Annotated in this window: 27 protein-coding genes; 14 read left to right on the top strand and 13 right to left on the bottom strand. The window is 35.6% G+C overall.

Features of this window, described 5'->3' with window-relative positions:
* The first annotated feature begins 44 nt into the window (after positions 1–44).
* Complete coding sequence (locus AC1Q8N_RS07335) at positions 45–794, top strand: S-layer homology domain-containing protein (RefSeq protein WP_493521148.1); 750 nt, start codon at positions 45–47, stop codon at positions 792–794.
* Positions 795–898: 104 nt separating this feature from the next.
* The gene (locus tag AC1Q8N_RS07340; protein ID WP_098076023.1) at positions 899–1,132 is read left to right on the top strand and encodes a spore germination protein; all 234 of its coding nucleotides are present in this window, start codon (positions 899–901) and stop codon (positions 1,130–1,132) included.
* Positions 1,133–1,299: 167 nt separating this feature from the next.
* On the opposite strand, the gene cydB is transcribed toward AC1Q8N_RS07340, so the two are convergent.
* Positions 1,300–2,328: a cytochrome d ubiquinol oxidase subunit II gene (cydB, locus tag AC1Q8N_RS07345; protein WP_000017650.1), complete on the bottom strand. Its 1,029-nt coding sequence runs from the start codon at positions 2,326–2,328 to the stop codon at positions 1,300–1,302.
* Positions 2,318–3,667 (bottom strand): cytochrome ubiquinol oxidase subunit I, encoded by a 1,350-nt coding sequence (gene cydA / locus AC1Q8N_RS07350; RefSeq protein WP_048541033.1) that lies wholly within the window; start codon positions 3,665–3,667, stop codon positions 2,318–2,320. Before cydA ends, cydB begins: the two co-directional genes overlap by 11 nt.
* A 224-nt stretch (positions 3,668–3,891) precedes the next feature.
* Between cydA and AC1Q8N_RS07355 the strand changes: the two genes are divergently transcribed.
* Entirely contained in the window at positions 3,892–4,455 is a 564-nt protein-coding gene (locus tag AC1Q8N_RS07355) for a beta-class carbonic anhydrase (RefSeq protein WP_048541035.1), read from the top strand.
* Here the strand turns inward: AC1Q8N_RS07355 and yidD are convergent.
* Positions 4,452–4,688 carry a membrane protein insertion efficiency factor YidD gene (gene yidD, locus AC1Q8N_RS07360; RefSeq protein ID WP_000809334.1) on the bottom strand — a complete coding sequence of 79 codons (237 nt, stop codon included), beginning with the start codon at positions 4,686–4,688 and terminating at the stop codon, positions 4,452–4,454. The two genes, AC1Q8N_RS07355 and yidD, sit on opposite strands and share 4 nt — an antisense overlap.
* Before the next feature lie 128 nt (positions 4,689–4,816).
* Here yidD and luxS point away from each other — a divergent pair, with 128 nt between their 5' ends.
* The 5 genes from luxS to AC1Q8N_RS07385 all read left to right on the top strand — a co-directional run bounded on the left by luxS (position 4,817) and on the right by AC1Q8N_RS07385 (position 7,191).
* Entirely contained in the window at positions 4,817–5,290 is a 474-nt protein-coding gene (gene luxS / locus AC1Q8N_RS07365; RefSeq protein WP_001141371.1) for an S-ribosylhomocysteine lyase LuxS, read from the top strand.
* A gap of 128 nt (positions 5,291–5,418) precedes the next feature.
* Positions 5,419–6,183: a MerR family transcriptional regulator gene (locus AC1Q8N_RS07370; RefSeq protein WP_098076019.1), complete on the top strand. Its 765-nt coding sequence runs from the start codon at positions 5,419–5,421 to the stop codon at positions 6,181–6,183.
* Complete coding sequence (locus tag AC1Q8N_RS07375; RefSeq protein WP_493521149.1) at positions 6,180–6,359, top strand: hypothetical protein; 180 nt, start codon at positions 6,180–6,182, stop codon at positions 6,357–6,359. The genes AC1Q8N_RS07370 and AC1Q8N_RS07375 overlap by 4 nt, the downstream gene beginning before the upstream one ends.
* A gap of 3 nt (positions 6,360–6,362) precedes the next feature.
* Positions 6,363–6,875 carry a DMT family transporter gene (locus AC1Q8N_RS07380; protein WP_493521150.1) on the top strand — a complete coding sequence of 171 codons (513 nt, stop codon included), beginning with the start codon at positions 6,363–6,365 and terminating at the stop codon, positions 6,873–6,875.
* Position 6,876: 1 nt separating this feature from the next.
* Entirely contained in the window at positions 6,877–7,191 is a 315-nt protein-coding gene (locus AC1Q8N_RS07385; RefSeq protein WP_000312450.1) for a DMT family transporter, read from the top strand.
* A 26-nt stretch (positions 7,192–7,217) separates the two neighbouring features.
* On the opposite strand, the gene AC1Q8N_RS07390 is transcribed toward AC1Q8N_RS07385, so the two are convergent.
* Genes AC1Q8N_RS07390 through ytzI form a run of 6 tightly spaced genes read right to left on the bottom strand, consistent with a single transcriptional unit; the run spans position 7,218 to position 8,602 of the window.
* Positions 7,218–7,448 (bottom strand): YczI family protein, encoded by a 231-nt coding sequence (locus AC1Q8N_RS07390; protein ID WP_071721099.1) that lies wholly within the window; start codon positions 7,446–7,448, stop codon positions 7,218–7,220.
* Between the two features lie 11 nt (positions 7,449–7,459).
* On the bottom strand, positions 7,460–7,699 hold the full coding sequence (locus tag AC1Q8N_RS07395; RefSeq protein WP_000548108.1) for a hypothetical protein: 240 nt from the start codon (positions 7,697–7,699) through the stop codon (positions 7,460–7,462).
* 27 nt (positions 7,700–7,726) lie between these two features.
* A complete protein-coding gene (locus tag AC1Q8N_RS07400; RefSeq protein ID WP_098076017.1) occupies positions 7,727–7,960 on the bottom strand; it encodes a DUF3953 domain-containing protein in 234 nt (77 codons plus the stop codon).
* A gap of 28 nt (positions 7,961–7,988) precedes the next feature.
* Positions 7,989–8,219 carry a YczI family protein gene (locus AC1Q8N_RS07405; RefSeq protein ID WP_048541040.1) on the bottom strand — a complete coding sequence of 77 codons (231 nt, stop codon included), beginning with the start codon at positions 8,217–8,219 and terminating at the stop codon, positions 7,989–7,991.
* A 43-nt stretch (positions 8,220–8,262) separates the two neighbouring features.
* Positions 8,263–8,460, bottom strand: coding sequence for a DUF3953 domain-containing protein (locus tag AC1Q8N_RS07410; RefSeq protein WP_048541071.1), 198 nt, complete (start codon positions 8,458–8,460; stop codon positions 8,263–8,265).
* A complete protein-coding gene (gene ytzI, locus AC1Q8N_RS07415; protein ID WP_000472802.1) occupies positions 8,453–8,602 on the bottom strand; it encodes a YtzI protein in 150 nt (49 codons plus the stop codon). Before ytzI ends, AC1Q8N_RS07410 begins: the two co-directional genes overlap by 8 nt.
* Positions 8,603–8,685: 83 nt before the next feature.
* Between ytzI and AC1Q8N_RS07420 the strand changes: the two genes are divergently transcribed.
* From AC1Q8N_RS07420 to AC1Q8N_RS07430, 3 genes are all read left to right on the top strand, one after another.
* The gene (locus AC1Q8N_RS07420) at positions 8,686–9,003 is read left to right on the top strand and encodes a hypothetical protein (protein WP_000448410.1); all 318 of its coding nucleotides are present in this window, start codon (positions 8,686–8,688) and stop codon (positions 9,001–9,003) included.
* Between the two features lie 84 nt (positions 9,004–9,087).
* Entirely contained in the window at positions 9,088–9,567 is a 480-nt protein-coding gene (gene mutTA, locus AC1Q8N_RS07425; RefSeq protein ID WP_000276386.1) for an antimutator 8-oxo-(dGTP/GTP)ase, read from the top strand.
* Between the two features lie 112 nt (positions 9,568–9,679).
* A complete protein-coding gene (locus AC1Q8N_RS07430; RefSeq protein ID WP_098076013.1) occupies positions 9,680–10,216 on the top strand; it encodes a DUF3267 domain-containing protein in 537 nt (178 codons plus the stop codon).
* Between the two features lie 103 nt (positions 10,217–10,319).
* Here AC1Q8N_RS07430 and AC1Q8N_RS07435 read toward each other — a convergent pair whose 3' ends face one another.
* Positions 10,320–10,991, bottom strand: coding sequence for an HAD family hydrolase (locus tag AC1Q8N_RS07435; RefSeq protein WP_098642337.1), 672 nt, complete (start codon positions 10,989–10,991; stop codon positions 10,320–10,322).
* 93 nt (positions 10,992–11,084) lie between these two features.
* Between AC1Q8N_RS07435 and AC1Q8N_RS07440 the strand changes: the two genes are divergently transcribed.
* Complete coding sequence (locus AC1Q8N_RS07440; protein ID WP_098642338.1) at positions 11,085–12,197, top strand: hypothetical protein; 1,113 nt, start codon at positions 11,085–11,087, stop codon at positions 12,195–12,197.
* Positions 12,198–12,411: 214 nt separating this feature from the next.
* Positions 12,412–12,639 carry a hypothetical protein gene (locus AC1Q8N_RS07445; protein ID WP_000849118.1) on the top strand — a complete coding sequence of 76 codons (228 nt, stop codon included), beginning with the start codon at positions 12,412–12,414 and terminating at the stop codon, positions 12,637–12,639.
* A gap of 33 nt (positions 12,640–12,672) precedes the next feature.
* Here AC1Q8N_RS07445 and AC1Q8N_RS07450 read toward each other — a convergent pair whose 3' ends face one another.
* Genes AC1Q8N_RS07450 through AC1Q8N_RS07460 form a run of 3 tightly spaced genes read right to left on the bottom strand, consistent with a single transcriptional unit; the run spans position 12,673 to position 15,255 of the window.
* Entirely contained in the window at positions 12,673–13,479 is an 807-nt protein-coding gene (locus AC1Q8N_RS07450; protein WP_088064640.1) for an ABC transporter permease, read from the bottom strand.
* Positions 13,472–14,236, bottom strand: a complete 765-nt coding sequence (locus AC1Q8N_RS07455; RefSeq protein WP_098047246.1) for an ABC transporter ATP-binding protein — start codon at positions 14,234–14,236, stop codon at positions 13,472–13,474. The genes AC1Q8N_RS07450 and AC1Q8N_RS07455 overlap by 8 nt, the downstream gene beginning before the upstream one ends.
* An 11-nt stretch (positions 14,237–14,247) precedes the next feature.
* Positions 14,248–15,255, bottom strand: coding sequence for an ABC transporter substrate-binding protein (locus tag AC1Q8N_RS07460; protein ID WP_493521151.1), 1,008 nt, complete (start codon positions 15,253–15,255; stop codon positions 14,248–14,250).
* Positions 15,256–15,375: 120 nt separating this feature from the next.
* Between AC1Q8N_RS07460 and AC1Q8N_RS07465 the strand changes: the two genes are divergently transcribed.
* On the top strand, positions 15,376–15,672 hold the full coding sequence (locus AC1Q8N_RS07465; protein WP_098076007.1) for a DUF3986 family protein: 297 nt from the start codon (positions 15,376–15,378) through the stop codon (positions 15,670–15,672).
* The last annotated feature ends 10 nt before the right edge of the window (positions 15,673–15,682 follow it).

The following is a 15,682-nucleotide window of genomic DNA, read 5'->3' on the forward strand; positions in this document are numbered from 1 at the left end:
ATATTGTTATACGGTTATTGTAGTAAAGAGAAGGAGACTTAAGTATGGGATTTAAAAAATTAATTTTAACAGGTGCAATTGTTGCAACTACAGCATTTACTTCAATTGGAACAGCGCAAGCAAGCGCAGATTTTAAAGATGTTCCTAACAATCATTGGTCTTATAAAGCAATTTTAGATTTAACAAGTAAAAATATTGTTAGTGGGTACGGAAATGGAATTTTTGGGTTTGGTGATGATGTGACTCGTGAGCAAGTTGCTAGACTTATGTATCTTCAGCTAAAGCCGGAATCGAAAGAGAATTACAATAATCCGTATAATGATATTAATGATCATTCAACAAATTTTAAAAAGGAAATTTTAGCATTAATAGAAATGGGGATTTTTGCAGGGGATGAAAAAGGAAACTTTAGACCAAAAGCTTCTTTGACTCGTGAAGAAATGGCTCAAGTATTAACAAATGCATATAAATTAGTGGCAAAATCAGAGCATGCATTTGTAGATGTAGATAGAAAATCATGGTCGAATAAAGCGATTAGCGCTGTGCAATCTAATAAAATTTCCGCGGGAACAGGCGATAATATGTTTTCACCTAAGATGAATGTGACCCGTGAACAATATGTACAGTTCTTATATAATGCGACATTACCATATGAGGAAAGACCAGGAGTAAATCAAGAGCCAAAGCGCTGTGCTAATTGTAAAGAAGCAAACGATGCTGGATTTTATGATATTACAAGAGATAGTCCGTACTATGGTAAGCATTTAGATCGTGATGGCGATAGAATTGCTTGAGAGAGAGAGAAGAGCGGTAAATAAAAAAGCACTCACCCTGAGTGCTTTTTCTTATGGAAACATGCTATTTTTTTAGGCGATTCTCATAAACTAAAAGTAAGGAAATGAAAGTAGGTGACAAAATGCCGTCAGTTGTGGAAGGGGTTATTATTGAAAACTGCAATGGAACGATTAATTTAGGAGATAAATATAACGTGCAGCCGATTGAAAAAACGAAAGCTTATAATGGATCAGGATCATCGAATACAGGAAAAAAAGTACAAACATTTAGTGGTATTAGTACAGCAGATGTAATGGATAGCGATGTGTATGATCAAGTCATTCAATCCACGTTATAATTTTTATATGCAAAATTGCATAAAGTAACATGTTTGTTGTGTGTTACACTTTAGCTGTGAGCTGTTAATGATTCTTCTTTATTATAGTTGTTAGATTAGAAATATAACATCTTATCGAAAATCATACGTACAAAAAAGGCACTTCAAACGAAGTGTCTTTTTTTATTTTAGTGATACCCTTTAGCAGAGTCTTTATGAATTTTATTTTTAAAGATACTGTAGCTCCAAAGTTGATATCCAATAACAATTGGTACCATAACCATTGCAACGAAGAACATAATTTTTAAGTTTAATTGACTACCAGCTGCGTTGTATAACGTTGTACTATAAGCATCGTTAATACGTGACGGTAACATTCTTGGGAACATGCCTGCAAAGCCAGTTGTCATAAACATTGCGATTGTTAAGCAAACGAATGTGAATGCAAGACCGATTTTATGTTTGTACACCATAATAAGTGCGAGTACACTCATTAACATGGCAAGTACTGGCAGAATGAATAGTACAGGATATTCTGTGAAGTTTTGGAATAAATTTGTACGATTTGCAGTTGCTACATAGAAGATAGCTAAAATGATAGCAGCAGCCATTGAAAATGGTCTTGCAATTTTATAAGCACGATCAGATACTTCACCAGTCGTTTTAATCATAACCCAAAGGGCGCCAGATACGACGAATATAGCAGTGAAGAACAGACCACCTAAAATACCATAATGATTTAGTAAGCTTAGTAAATTTCCTTCATAGCCATTTTTTCCGATTTGTAGTCCGTAATAAAGGTTAGCGAACGTAACACCGAATAAGAAGGCGATTAGGAAACTACCAATTGTAAATGCCCATTTACAAGTTTTTTGCCAAATTGGTGAATCGTCTTTATGCATAAATTCAAGTCCGGCAGCACGAGCAAACAGTGCGAGTAATACTAAAAATAGTGGTGTATATAGGTAACTAAACATATTTGCATATGTGACTGGGAAGGCAGCAAATGTTGCGCCACCAGCTGTAATTAACCATACTTCATTACCACCCCAGAATGGGCCGATTGCTTCTTGTAATTGATTTCGTTCTTGTCGGTCTTTCGCAACGAAAGGAAAAATCATTCCGTTACCAAGTGCATACCCATCAAGAATGAAGTAAACTGTCCAAATCACGCCCCATAAACCAAACCAGATGATTGCAAGCATATCATGAGACATGAGCTGCACCTCCCTCAGTAGCAGGTTCTTCTAATGCTGCTGGTCCTTTTTTCGCGAACTTTAGCATTAAGTATACATCTGCGATTAAAAGTAATGTGTAGAACAAGATTAAACTAATTAATGAGAACCAAATTTGTGGAACAGATATAGGTGATACAGATTCTGCTGTACGCATTAGTTTATAAACTGTCCATGGTTGGCGACCTACTTCGGCAACAATCCAACCAGCGTTAATTGCGATATATGGTAGTAAGACAGACCATATTGTAATTTTTAAATAACGTTTTGAGTTTTCTAGTTTTCCTTTTCGGTTTAAATAGAAGCCATACCAAGTTAATGCCATAAAGAACATACCAAGTGCAACCATTAAGCGGAAGCTATAGTACACGAGGTTAACATTTGGACGTTCATCTTTCGGGATATCTTTTAAACCAACAATTTCGCCATTAAATGAGTTTGTATAAAAGAAACTCCCTAGTTTCGGAATAGTAAGGAATTCAAAGTTCTTTTCGTTTTTTACATCAGGAATTTGAACAATCGAGAAGCCTTGTCCTTTTCCAGTTTCCCAAACAGCTTCCATCGCAGCACCTTTTGCTGGTTGATATTTAGCTGCTGATACACCAGACTGATGCCCCATAAACGGTGTAACAGTTGCAGCGAATAAACCTAACATTAAGCCAAACTTAAATGATTTTTTGAAGAACTCCACTTCATTTTTACGTAATAAATGATAAGCACTAATTGCCATAACGAAGAAAGCACCAACAATATAACAACCAATTACAGTATGGAAGAACATGTTCCACGCATATGGATTTGTCACAAGTGCCCAGAAATCATTTAGTTCAGCGCGGCCGTTACGTACGACGTAGCCAACAGGGTTTTGCATAAAACCGTTTGCTGTAATAATCCAAAGGGCGGAAATATTTGTTCCAAGTGCAACCATCCACATACAGAAGGCACGGAACTTTGGTGAAATTTTGTCTTTACCGAATAACCATATTCCCATGAAAGTAGATTCTAAGAAGAAGGCAACGAGTGCTTCGATTGCGAGAGGTGATCCGAAAATATCTCCCATATATTTGGAGTACTCAGACCAGTTTGTTCCAAATTGGAATTCCATCGTAATCCCAGTTATAATCCCCATTACGAAGTTAATTGTAAATAATTTACCCCAGAAATTTGCCATTTTACGGTATGTTGGATTCAATGTGCGGGCGTATTGAGTTTCCATACATGCTACTAAAATAACAAGTCCGATTGTCAAAGGTACAAATAAAAAGTGATAAAAAATAGTAATTGCAAATTGAAAACGACTCAGTAACAGAACGTCGGACATAATGAATATTCACTCCTTTTTTACATTATCTACAATCAGTTTATAGTGAAAATACGTTTTAAATAGGAGGGACTTGTTACAAAGGTGTGTGTATATTTTGAAAGAATTATGTCGGTTATCTGAAAATATCTTATTTTCACTATAAAGTAATATCCTTTTTGAGGTTTTTAAATTTTGGTACACTATATAAGTAATGTAAATGAGAGAAAAGAGGGTTCTTTACTATGAAGTCATTAGAAGAGATTTTACAATACAATGAAAAATTCGTTGAAGAAAAAAAATACGAAGAGTACGAAACAGGTAAATTTCCAAACAAAAAGATGGTAATTATCTCTTGTATGGATACTCGTCTTGTTGAATTATTACCGAAAGCGATGAATATGCGTAACGGTGATGTGAAAATTATTAAAGTAGCAGGCGCTGTTATTTCACATCCGTTTGGGAGTATTATGCGTAGCATTTTAGTTGCTGTATATGAACTTGGTGCTGATGAAGTTTGTGTAGTTGGTCACCACGATTGTGGTATGGCAAAAATTGAAGCAAGCAGTACAATTGAGAAGATGAAAGAGCGCGGTATAACAGAAGAGAAATTAGATACACTTCGTTATTCTGGAATCGATTTAGAAAGATTCCTACAAGGATTCTCTAGTGTAGAAGAAAGTGTAGAACATAGCGTATCAATACTTCGCAACCATCCATTACTTCCTGAAGAAGTACCTGTTCACGGTCTTGTTATAGATCCTGACACAGGAAAATTAGATCTAGTTGTGAATGGTTACGACAATTAAGAATTTACTTTGTCATCCTTTTTATCTGGGACAGGATCAAATCCTCCCGGGTGGAAAGGGTGACATTTTAATATACGCTTACATGTAAGCCAAAATCCTTTCAGAGCACCATGTTTTTGAAATGCTTCTAATCCATAATGAGAGCAAGTTGGGTAAAAGCGGCACGTTGGTGGTGTCATTGGAGAAATGAATTTTTGATAAAACCGTATAATGCCAATAAAAATCTGTTTCATAATGGTCTCCTTTTCAGCATAGTCTTAAAGTATTATAGCACGACTGTACATAATACTTTACTAATGTTGATTTCCGTTATATCATATTGGATATAACGGAATTAAATTAAAAGCGGGAGAGATGTTGTATGCCATCAGTAGAAAGCTTTGAATTAGATCATACGATTGTAAAGGCGCCTTATGTAAGACATTGCGGAGTTCACAACGTAGGTAGTGACGGTATTGTAAATAAATTCGATATTCGTTTTTGCCAACCGAATAAACAAGCAATGAAACCAGATGTTATTCATACGTTAGAACATTTATTAGCATTCAATTTACGTAAATATATTGATCGTTATCCGCATTTTGATATTATCGATATTTCACCAATGGGCTGCCAAACAGGATATTATCTTGTAGTAAGCGGAACACCAACAGTTCGAGAAATTATTGATTTATTAGAACTGACATTAAAAGATGCGGTTCAAATTACAGAAATTCCAGCTGCAAATGAAACGCAATGTGGCCAAGCGAAGCTTCACGACTTAGAAGGAGCACAACGCTTAATGAACTTCTGGTTAAGCCAAGATAAAGATGAACTTGAGAAAGTATTTGGATAGAAAGAAAAACTGCCTGTGAAAGGGCAGTTTTTTTATTTGTAGAAATGTATGGTATGAAGAGTATTGACTTTAACGTATACGTCAAAGTTTATAGTAGGGATAAATAAAGTAAGTAAAGGGAGGAAATGATGGATAAGTATAGCATTGGCGAAATTTCAAAAGAAACGAATGTAACGACGAGAACACTTAGATATTATGAGGAAATTGGATTGTTAAGACCGTCTTATGTTGCTGATTCAGGATATCGTTACTATTCAAAAGATGATGTAATTACATTGCAGCAAATCACAACTTTTAAAAAGCTTGGTTTTAAGCTTTCAGAAATAAAAGAAGTATTAAAAGAAGAAAAGGGGATTTCAGAAGAAGGAAGATGGAAAAATGCGATTCAAAATGAAATTCAAACAATACAAGGGGAAGTAAAAAGATTACAGGATTTAGAAAAGCTACTATATACAGCATTTCATTCCATTGAATTAACAGGAGAGCTTAGAACAGAAGATTTAATGTTATTTATAAAATCAGTACAGGGAATTGATCAGAGGGAGAAATTTTGGAAAAGATATTTTAATGAGGAAGAGCAGCAGATTATTCAGGGCTTACCAACATTTGAAGAAAACGATAAAAGAACGAAAGAGTGGCTGCAAGTATTAAGAGAAATTCGCGAGCGTATAAATGAACCAGTAGATTCACCAGAAGTTCAACAATTGGCGGAAAAAGTAGTGACTTTTTCCATGCATATATTTCAAGAAGATGAACAATTAATAAATAAGTATTGGGAATTAATTAGACCTGAAGAGGGGGAGATTGCAAAAGTATATGGACTTGATTCGGAAACAATGAAATATATAGATGAAATGGTAGATTATTATTTGAAAAAGGAGGAAGATAAATGACAGCTATGCAAAAAGAGAAGCTATATGGAAAGGGGCACGCACGATTAGAGCGGCAATACTTTTATAAACATGTGGGCATTTTCATTCTTGCGCAGCTTTTATTTATTTTTCTAATAGGGCTTGTACCAGCTCAAGAGTTACCAAGTGGATCTTATATTCTTCATATGAAAGAATGAATTTTGAATAAACAAATAGGCTTTTATAAAAATGAAACTGTTAATACCATTATCAGTGTTTGGACATCGGTGCTCATTATTCATTTTATATGGGCGATGTCGTATATCTTTTTTCCGAAAAAGAAACGTAGTTCGCTAAAGCAAGAAACACGACAAGAGGTAAAAGAAGGAGTGGAAAAGAAAAAGGAGATTAGTACAAATAGGGCGTGGCTGTATTTAGTATTTGGAGGCTTAATCGAAATATATTGGGCAACAGGATTAAAAACAAATTCGATGAGCATTTTGACACTTATTGCAATTTTAGTTAGTTTTCATCTATTAATTGAAGCAACTAAAAGAATCCCAATTGGAACGGCATATGCAGTATTTACTGGAATTGGGACAGTGGGAACGATAGTAGTAGATATTTTATATTTTAAAGAGCCATTTTCGTTTATTAAAATTTTCCTTGTTTGTTTTTTAGCACTATTTATTATCGGATTGAAATTTAGTGGCGACAAGGAAGAGGTGAAATAAAATGGCGTGGATGTATTTAATTATAGCTGGGCTTTTTGAAATTGTCGGTGTAATTGGGATAAAGAAAGTAGCAAAAGATAATAATTGGACGAATAATATTATTTTAATAGGTGGATTTATTATTAGTTTTCAATTTTTAACGATGGCGCTCCAAGAAATTCAGTTATCAATTGCATATGCAGTTTGGACTGGAATTGGGACGCTCGGGGCAGCAGTTGTCGGTATTTTATTTTTTCAAGAGCCGAAAAATGCTTTTCGGATTATTTGTATCGTTGGAATTATGGGGACGATTATTGGGTTGAAAATGGTGAGTTAAAGAAGAGCAAAACATGCTCTTCTTTTTTATGAAAGTATACTAGACACCCCAACATATAAAACAAAGGCAGAACCGAGAAAATAAACAAATGCTTTTGCTTTTTGCCGCTCTTTTATTTCATCGATTCCAAAAAGGATAAACATAATACTCAAAAGGATAAAAACGTATGGTAAAAGCATAGAGAGGTTTGCGAAGAAGCTGAATAGGGCGAGAATAAGAGCGATAGTAGCTATTATAATTCGAATGTTTTTTAACATATAATCCTCCTTTAAAAGAACATTATAAATGGAATAACAAAAACAATCGTAAAAAGACTTAAACCGATGCTAATAGTTCCAATTTGTTTTTGCTGTTTTTGAATCGTCTCAATTCCTACTAAAATGCCATATAAACTAAAGAGGAACAAAATGATAGGTGAAAAGATTTGAAAGTTCATTGTAAAGGTGCTGTATAAGCATAAGATTAAAGTAATAAAAACGATGATGAGTTGTATTTGTCTAATATGCATTTTAGCCCTCCTTAGTAGAAAGAGAAGTTACCGAGAGAAAATAATAACAATAGCAACGATTAAAGTGAATACGCCAGAAAAGAAGGAGAGTGTACTATGTACTTTCTTTTGTTTCTGTTTTTCTTCTGCGCTCATGATGAAGGTCATAACAGATAAGGCGATGAACATATAAGGCATTGTAACAAGTGCGTTTGTCAACATTCCGGATAAAGCGAGAGCGATGACGATAAGAGCCGATACAATTCGTAATATTTTTAGCATACAAATCTCCACCTTTTAAATAGATTATTTACCGAAATATTTCTGAGAAGCCAAGCAGTAAAGCACCAGCTCCAACCATGAAAGCAAGTATGCTGCTAGATTGTTTCTGTTTTTTTATTTCCTCTAAACCTATAGTGAAAGCCATAGCCCCTAAGAAAATGAACATGTAAGGCATAATGTCTCTGTTACCGCTAATAAATCCATAGATTGCTATAGATAAGGCGATAAGTGCAAAAGTAATTCGAACGCCTTTTAACATAAAAGCCCTCCTTCTAGTTTATGTAGGTAATGATGAGAACAATCTAAATGAAAGCACCTGCAACAATACAAATAAATCTAGTTCCTGAATCCTTTTTCCTTATTTGTTCAATGGTAATAAGAAACAGTAAAACTCCTAATAGAGATTGTGAAAGTGGTAGAAAGTTATGTTGACCTGCCAGTAAACGAATACTGAATATGATGTGGGCTAAAATAAGTAGTATATGAAGCGTATTATGAATTCTTCTTGCTGTTTTTTGTATAAGGGTTATCTTCTGGCTTATCAACAGAATGTTTATAAGCGTAGCCTTTATTAATCGTCATGACGGAGAGTACTAGTATGACTAGGACGATTATAATACCGATAATTAATATTTTGAACATGGAATCCCTCCTTTTCTTTATTTTACATAATTTTGTAATTGATGAAAACAATAGAAATTAAAAGGATGAAAGAAGGGTGTTACATGGAGACGAAAAAAACATATTATATATCAATAGGAAACGGTCAAATTTCACAAGTGAAGACGGCGGATACGTATAATTTTGAGATTTCCGCAAGTGATGAGGAAATTACGGAGTTAAGAGAGTATTTTGATCAAGCATATGTAGAGGATTTAGGTTCATTTGTACGTTCTCACGTTCCATTTGTTGAGTATCATCACGATTCGAATAATGACCGATATGATGAACAACTACAAAAAGCATATAAAATGATTTACGATTTAGGTAATCATGAGACGAAAGAATTAGTCGCGCAAATGGGAATAATCAATGGATTGTAATTGGATAATATTATGCAGAAAAGCGAGAATATGCTACAATTTGTGGTAGGAAAAACTTGTAACCATCAATAGGGGAGTAATGGCATGTACAAATTTAAAGATTATTACCACAATACTGTACAATTATCGTTTGAACGTTATCCATTTTCTCCTGAGCCAAAGCATGTTTGGGTTGTATGCCGGTACGGGGATCAATGGTTATTAACGCATCATTTACGTCGCGGTCTTGAATTTCCAGGTGGTAAAGTAGAATTAGGGGAAACACCGGAAGAAGCGGCAGTTCGAGAGGTTCATGAAGAAACCGGCGGCATAGTTTCTGATTTAACTTACTTAGGACAATATAAAGTATCTGGAAAAGACAAAATAATCATTAAAAACATTTATTTTGCAACAATTAGTGCGGTAGAAGAACATACGCATTACGAAGAAACGAAAGGATCTGTTTTATTAACAGACATTCCTGATAACATTAAAACGGATAGAAAATTTAGCTTTATAATGCGTGACGATGTACTGGCGCGCACGATGAAACATATAGAAGAAATCGGCTGTTTTACGAAGTAAAGTGGCCGGTTTCTTTTTTTTGTGTGTAAGAATAAATGTAAATATATCTTTACATTATTTTGGGTATATTATACAATTTTGTAAAGATATATTTACATTTTAGGAGGGGAAGATGGATAAAAGAAAAGAAACGACTGTTACTGTTTCGATGGGGAAATTAAATTTCTATTCATGTTGTATAGCATTTGCTCTGGCGATTGGAGTTAGTTTTTTACATTCACTTCTTTCAGGTGAGTTTCAAATTGAAATTACGTTACCAACCTTGTTTCTTTTTATTATCGCAATGATTGTTCTTGTTTGTATTCATGAAGCGATACATTTAATAGGGTTTCGCTATATCGGTGATGTTCCGTGGAGTGAACTAAAATGGGGTGTTAATTGGAAATTAGGTGTTGCATATGCTCATTCTAAACAGGCGATTACAGTAAAGCAAATGAAGAAAGTGTTAATGCTGCCGTTTTTACCAACTGGAATTTTGCCAATTGTAATTGGGTTAGCTACGAACGTGCAATCCATCTCATTTTTAGGGATTTTACTAACAGCAGGTTGTATAGGTGACATTGCCCTATATCAAAAAGTATCAAAGTTTCCAGAGGATGCGCAAGTTAAAGATCATCCGAGTAAACCGCAGTTTACAGTATATGAATAATAAAGGAAGGGGAGGCGCTAGAGTAGCGACCTCCTCTTGTTGTTGTCACTTTTTTTCGGTAAGTCGATATATTGCAAAAATCGCTGATGTAATTTATTTACTATTATTTTGTTTTCAGCTCTATCTCTACAAACGAAAGCACCTCCAACAAATCATTCACTACACGTGGATGTTCAAAGTCACTCCAAAACAAATCTCTCTTCCACACACCAAGAATCCCTACTCGTTCAGAACCAAGCACATCGTTTTCTGGATGATCTCCAACGTAAAGACACTCTGCGGCCTTAACGTCTAGCTTTTGCAAAGCTCGTTCGAAAATTTCAGGATGTGGTTTTTTAATCCCTTCCGCTTCTGAAACGAGAATTGTATTTGTATACGTATGTATGTTTAGTGCACGAAGATTGTTCATTTGAAAGTCAGTAAAGCCGTTTGTAATAATGCCAATTTTAATATTTTGCTGTGTTAAACGTTGGAGTAATTCATGCATATTTTGGAAAGGGATACAATGATGTTGAAAATTTGTAATGTAGTCGTGCAGCAGTTGCTCTGGTGTTAAAGTGGTAATGTTGTATTCGCAAAGGAGAGTAGCATATACTTTATCTTTCCACGTATAGCCATTATTATCTAGCTCAAGAAATCGAGAACAATAATCTGATTTTTCTATGTTCATTAAGTGAGAGGCAAAGCGATTATATTGATCATGAATAAATTGTTCTAGAGATTGGGGCCGATCTAATAGTGTTCCATCTAAGTCGAATAAGATTGCTCGAATCATGGGAAACCTCCTTACAGTTTGTATAATTAATTATCGCATATTCGTTAAAAAATGATTATGATATTTTTGTAGAATGGAACGACGGAGGTTTATATGAAGGAACTGTATGGCAAGTTAGTAGGGGTGATCGTCGCAATTGGTTTAATAGCAGGATGCGATAGTTCTATGAAGAGTGTGAAGGAAAAAGAAGTTTGTAAAACAGAAGAAGAATGCGTGGAAATAGGAGATAATAAACTTCAAAAAGTATATGAAAAAATAGATGGATTATCTGAGCTTGAAGCAGTAGAAGATTATGATATAGAAGAGCATGAAAATGCGGATATGAAAGGGGCAGAGCAGAAAAAAGAGGATGACGAAAATTATTTCTTTTTAGCTTCTTATTATATTGATGGTGATGAAATTGTAGATCCTTATTTTGAAAAAATAGAACGAAAACGTTTAAATAAAGTATTCGCTGAAGATAAAGAAGCGAAAGAAGAGGTGCTACAACAGCGTCAAGATAGAGGGTATCATGAAGACTTATGGGATATGTACCGTACTCTCATTCCAGCTAAATATCGCGGGAATATAACAGAATTTGATTTAATAACGGACGGTTATGACGGCGTTGTTGCCCACGTTATGCCTAGTATGGAGAATCCGAAAGATTGGATTCTTAGCTTAGATACGCTTGATTCTGCGGTAAATATCGATGAAGTGATGAAAACATTAATTCATGAGACGGCTCACGTGTTGACACTCGGGCATAAGCAAATACCAGTAGATGAAAAGTATGTAAAGGATTTTGAAGAAGATAAAGATAATTCAACATACCGAAATGACTGTGGAACTCTTTTCTTACAAGAGGGGTGTGCGAAGGGAAAATCTTATATTAATCAATTTTATAACTCTTTCTGGAAGGACATTGAGCAGGAGTGGACAGAAAAGAAAGTGGAAGAAAGTGAAGAAACTCAAATTGAATTTTTTAAAGAAAAGCATGAGGAGTTTGTATCACAGTATGGAACGACAAATGTAGCGGAAGATATTGCAGATACGTTTACAGCATTTATGTTGCAAGATTCAAAAAAGGTGAAAGAAGGATCGGAGTTAAAGTATAAAAAAATTGCGTTCTTCTATCAGTTCCCTGAGCTTGTAAAAATGAGAGCGGAAGTGTTGTCGGGATTAGATGATATCTCAAAAACGATAGAACAACAAAGCGGACAATAATGAAAGGTATATATTTTAGCCAAGAAAACGTAAAGAATTTTAGTTCTTTGCGTTTTTTATGTTGATAAAATTGAAAATTCTGTCTTTTTTCAAAAAAGAAGAAGGAACTGAAGCTTTAAAAGAGAATTAGTATAAAAATGTCACAAATTAGACACAATTATAATGCGCATATTGTAGGGACTATAAGTTTACTCTCAAGGAGGTAATGAAACGTATGAAAACGATTCTTGCGGTTGCTGGTCTCATTTGGGTAATGTCTCACGGTTTTCCGATTTTTGAAGGAGAGCAAATTCGTAGTGCATTAAATAAAAAGTATGATGATTATCATGTAATAGATCGAAAAGAAAATGTCGTTACAGTACGTGTGAAAGATTGTTTCCATACAGTTACGGTTGCGGATGGAAACGTTACAAATGAAACAAAGATGTGTGATAAAAGGTAAAGAAAGAAGCTGACTATAGTCTATCGTCCTAAGTCAGCTTCTTTTTCGTTTTCCAATTAAAAGTTTTTCAAATGCCTCAACAAACACATACATAAGTGTTGCGAGGACGCAGGTGAGTAGTACGCTCAGTAAGACGAGCGTGAAATTAAACACTTGGAATCCGTAGCTAATTAAGTAGCCAAGACCTTGTTTAGAGACGAGAAGTTCGCCGAATATAACACCGACCCATGATAAACCAACGTTCACTTTTAACGTTGAAATAATTGCTGGGAAGGATGCAGGGAGAACGACTTGCTTATAACATTGCCATTTATTTGCGCCAAAGGTGTCCATCACTTTTATATAGTTAGAATCGACTTCTTGAAATGCGCTGTAAATAACGAGAATGGTAATGATGATGGAAATGATTACCCCCATTGCAATCGACGAAGAAATATTTGGACCGAAGATTACAATAATAATGGGTCCAAGTGCCACTTTTGGCATGGCGTTTAGGACGACGAGATAGGGGTCGAGCACGCGAGCGAGAAGTGGCATCCACCAAAGAAAAGTAGCGATAATAGCGCCGAGCACTGTTCCAAGAATGAAGCCTACTCCTGTTTCAAGTAATGTCGTCCATATGTGAACCCAAAGCGAACCGTCAATCCATTTACTAAGGAAGAGATCCCAAATGCTTGAAGGAGAGCTAAAGAGTAAAGGATCAATCCACTCTTTTTTGCTAGCTATTTCCCATAGTGAAAAGAAAAGAATGAGCAGTAAAAGCTGCAGTGAGCGTGCTAACCATGCGCGCTTGCGTTCTTTTTTCTGAAACTGTTCATGTAGTTGCTTTATATTATCCAATTCGCTCCAGCTCCTTCCATATATCTTGGAAGAGGGATGGGAAGTCGTGATGATGGCGTGATTCTAACGGTGATAAGGAACGGATGCTTTCAGGGACGATAAATGTTTTTGCAATTTTCCCGGGATTCGCTTGTAGTAAATAAATACGATCACTCATCGCAATGGCTTCTTCAATATCATGTGTTACGAGTAGTGACGTTTTCTTATATTTGCGTAGTAAGTTGAAAACGAGATCTTCTAGTTTCAATTTCGTTTGATAATCGAGCGCTGAGAATGGTTCATCTAGCAATAAAATTTTAGGATCGGTCGCTAACGTTCGAACGAGAGCGGCACGTTGACGCATACCGCCGGACAGTTCACGAGGGTATTGCTCTTCTACATCATGTAGGCCGACTTGTTTTAAAAGCTGTAAAGTATGTTCTTTCGTCTGTTCATTGTAAATTTTTCGGGTGTGAAGTCCGAGCATAATATTTTCTTCAATTGTTTTCCAAGGAAACAAGTAATCTTGCTGCAACATGTACCCCATAGATGAAGTTTTCGTTGTAATAGGCTCACCATCTAAAAAGACGATGCCTTCAATTGGATCAAGCAGCCCAGCAATAATGGAGAGGAGTGTCGTTTTGCCGCAACCACTTGGACCGAGTATAGAAATAAATTCGCCTTCTGCCACTTGTAAACTCATGTCTTCGAGAATCAATTTAGCATTCTCTTTTTCGAAAAAGCAGTGAGAAACGTTACGTATTTGTAAAAAACTCATACACTTCGCCTCTATTTCTTAATAATGCTTTCGGCAATTTTTGTATTGACGAGCGCTTCATGTGGAACTTCTTTTTGTAATTCGCCAGCTTCTTTCATAATCGTTTGGAGCTGTTTCCATTCTTCAGCATCTAATAGCGGATTTGTTGCATAAGAATGTTGCTTTTTATAACGTTCAATTACTTTTAATGTAATGTCCTTTGAAGTGTCTTTAAATAACGGAGAAACGGTGTCAGCAATCTCTTCTGGACTATGTGTATCAACCCATTGTTGTGCTTTATAGAGAGCACGTGTGAATTTTTCAGCAGCAGCTTTATCTTTCTTTAAGAAACTTTCTTTTGCCATGAACGTTGTATACGGAACAGTACCAGATTCATTTCCGAATGAAGCGACAATATATCCTTTACCTTCTTTTTCAAATATACTTGCAGTCGGTTCAAAGAGCTGTACAAATTCCCCAGTACCAGATGCAAAGGCACTTGCAATGTTAGCAAATTCGATGTTTTGAATTAAGTTTGTATCTTTGTGGGGATCAATGCCATTTTTCTTTAAAACGTATTCTCCAACCATTTGCGGCATGCCGCCTTTACGTTGTCCTAAAAACGTAACACCTTTTACGTCATTCCAATTAAAAGAGTCTAATTTTTTACGCGAAACTAAAAATGTTCCGTCTGTTTGTGTAAGTTGTGCGAAGTTAATGATAGGGTCTTTTGCACCTTGTTGATGAACGTAAATAGACGTTTCAGAACCGACGAGAGCAATATCAATTCCGCCAGATAATAGGGCGGTCATCGTTTTATCTCCGCCAGCTGTTGTTTGGAGGTCAATATTTAATCCTTCATCTTTAAAAAATCCTTTTTCAATCCCGACATATAACGGGGCGTAGAAGAGAGAATGGGTAACTTCGCCGATGCGAATGTTTTGCGTTTGTTCTTTCGTACCTTCCTTTTTACTACTGCAAGCAGCAAATGTGAAAACAGCTAGTAACATGATGCAAAAAACAGCTATTAATTTTTTCACTATATGACACCTCCTAGAAGTCACTCTACAAGCATGATATGTAGGTAAGTGCCCATATGTGAGTGTAGATAGCAGGAATTTTTTGGGGGATAAAGAAGTACAAATATAAGGGGTGATAAAATGGATTACGAATATGATGATAGCGTACATTTACATCTTGATTATTTCGGAACAGAATGTGATATGGAATCGATTGCTTATAAGCGGAGGAATGAAGACGTGTGGGATGTGTATTTTAATTTTGGGGCATATGGTCTTCAGAAAGATGAGCTTGAGACAGGTAGATTTATGGACGAATATGCTGGTCATTACATTTTTTCTGTACATGCGCGTGATCTTAGCTGGGAATTTGGAAGTGCTCAATTTGAAGAGTGGGTTTTGAGAAATCAAATAGTAGAAAAATCGCTGCAAAAATAGGGAGGAATTT

It is taken from the genome of Bacillus sp. GW823-FHT06B01 (assembly GCF_058952315.1).

Excerpts from the sequence above, each read along its gene's own strand:
- AC1Q8N_RS07335 (WP_493521148.1), top strand. The coding sequence starts at position 45 with ATGGGATTTAAAAAATTAATTTTAACAGGTGCAATTGTTGCAACTACA.
- AC1Q8N_RS07340 (WP_098076023.1), top strand. The coding sequence starts at position 899 with ATGAAAGTAGGTGACAAAATGCCGTCAGTTGTGGAAGGGGTTATTATT.
- cydB (WP_000017650.1), bottom strand. The coding sequence starts at position 2,328 with ATGTCTCATGATATGCTTGCAATCATCTGGTTTGGTTTATGGGGCGTG.
- cydA (WP_048541033.1), bottom strand. The coding sequence starts at position 3,667 with ATGTCCGACGTTCTGTTACTGAGTCGTTTTCAATTTGCAATTACTATT.
- AC1Q8N_RS07355 (WP_048541035.1), top strand. The coding sequence starts at position 3,892 with ATGAAGTCATTAGAAGAGATTTTACAATACAATGAAAAATTCGTTGAA.
- yidD (WP_000809334.1), bottom strand. The coding sequence starts at position 4,688 with ATGAAACAGATTTTTATTGGCATTATACGGTTTTATCAAAAATTCATT.
- luxS (WP_001141371.1), top strand. The coding sequence starts at position 4,817 with ATGCCATCAGTAGAAAGCTTTGAATTAGATCATACGATTGTAAAGGCG.
- AC1Q8N_RS07370 (WP_098076019.1), top strand. The coding sequence starts at position 5,419 with ATGGATAAGTATAGCATTGGCGAAATTTCAAAAGAAACGAATGTAACG.
- AC1Q8N_RS07375 (WP_493521149.1), top strand. The coding sequence starts at position 6,180 with ATGACAGCTATGCAAAAAGAGAAGCTATATGGAAAGGGGCACGCACGA.
- AC1Q8N_RS07385 (WP_000312450.1), top strand. The coding sequence starts at position 6,877 with ATGGCGTGGATGTATTTAATTATAGCTGGGCTTTTTGAAATTGTCGGT.
- AC1Q8N_RS07390 (WP_071721099.1), bottom strand. The coding sequence starts at position 7,448 with ATGTTAAAAAACATTCGAATTATAATAGCTACTATCGCTCTTATTCTC.
- AC1Q8N_RS07395 (WP_000548108.1), bottom strand. The coding sequence starts at position 7,699 with ATGCATATTAGACAAATACAACTCATCATCGTTTTTATTACTTTAATC.
- AC1Q8N_RS07400 (WP_098076017.1), bottom strand. The coding sequence starts at position 7,960 with ATGCTAAAAATATTACGAATTGTATCGGCTCTTATCGTCATCGCTCTC.
- AC1Q8N_RS07405 (WP_048541040.1), bottom strand. The coding sequence starts at position 8,219 with ATGTTAAAAGGCGTTCGAATTACTTTTGCACTTATCGCCTTATCTATA.
- ytzI (WP_000472802.1), bottom strand. The coding sequence starts at position 8,602 with ATGTTCAAAATATTAATTATCGGTATTATAATCGTCCTAGTCATACTA.
- AC1Q8N_RS07420 (WP_000448410.1), top strand. The coding sequence starts at position 8,686 with ATGGAGACGAAAAAAACATATTATATATCAATAGGAAACGGTCAAATT.
- mutTA (WP_000276386.1), top strand. The coding sequence starts at position 9,088 with ATGTACAAATTTAAAGATTATTACCACAATACTGTACAATTATCGTTT.
- AC1Q8N_RS07430 (WP_098076013.1), top strand. The coding sequence starts at position 9,680 with ATGGATAAAAGAAAAGAAACGACTGTTACTGTTTCGATGGGGAAATTA.
- AC1Q8N_RS07435 (WP_098642337.1), bottom strand. The coding sequence starts at position 10,991 with ATGATTCGAGCAATCTTATTCGACTTAGATGGAACACTATTAGATCGG.
- AC1Q8N_RS07440 (WP_098642338.1), top strand. The coding sequence starts at position 11,085 with ATGAAGGAACTGTATGGCAAGTTAGTAGGGGTGATCGTCGCAATTGGT.
- AC1Q8N_RS07445 (WP_000849118.1), top strand. The coding sequence starts at position 12,412 with ATGAAAACGATTCTTGCGGTTGCTGGTCTCATTTGGGTAATGTCTCAC.
- AC1Q8N_RS07455 (WP_098047246.1), bottom strand. The coding sequence starts at position 14,236 with ATGAGTTTTTTACAAATACGTAACGTTTCTCACTGCTTTTTCGAAAAA.
- AC1Q8N_RS07465 (WP_098076007.1), top strand. The coding sequence starts at position 15,376 with ATGGATTACGAATATGATGATAGCGTACATTTACATCTTGATTATTTC.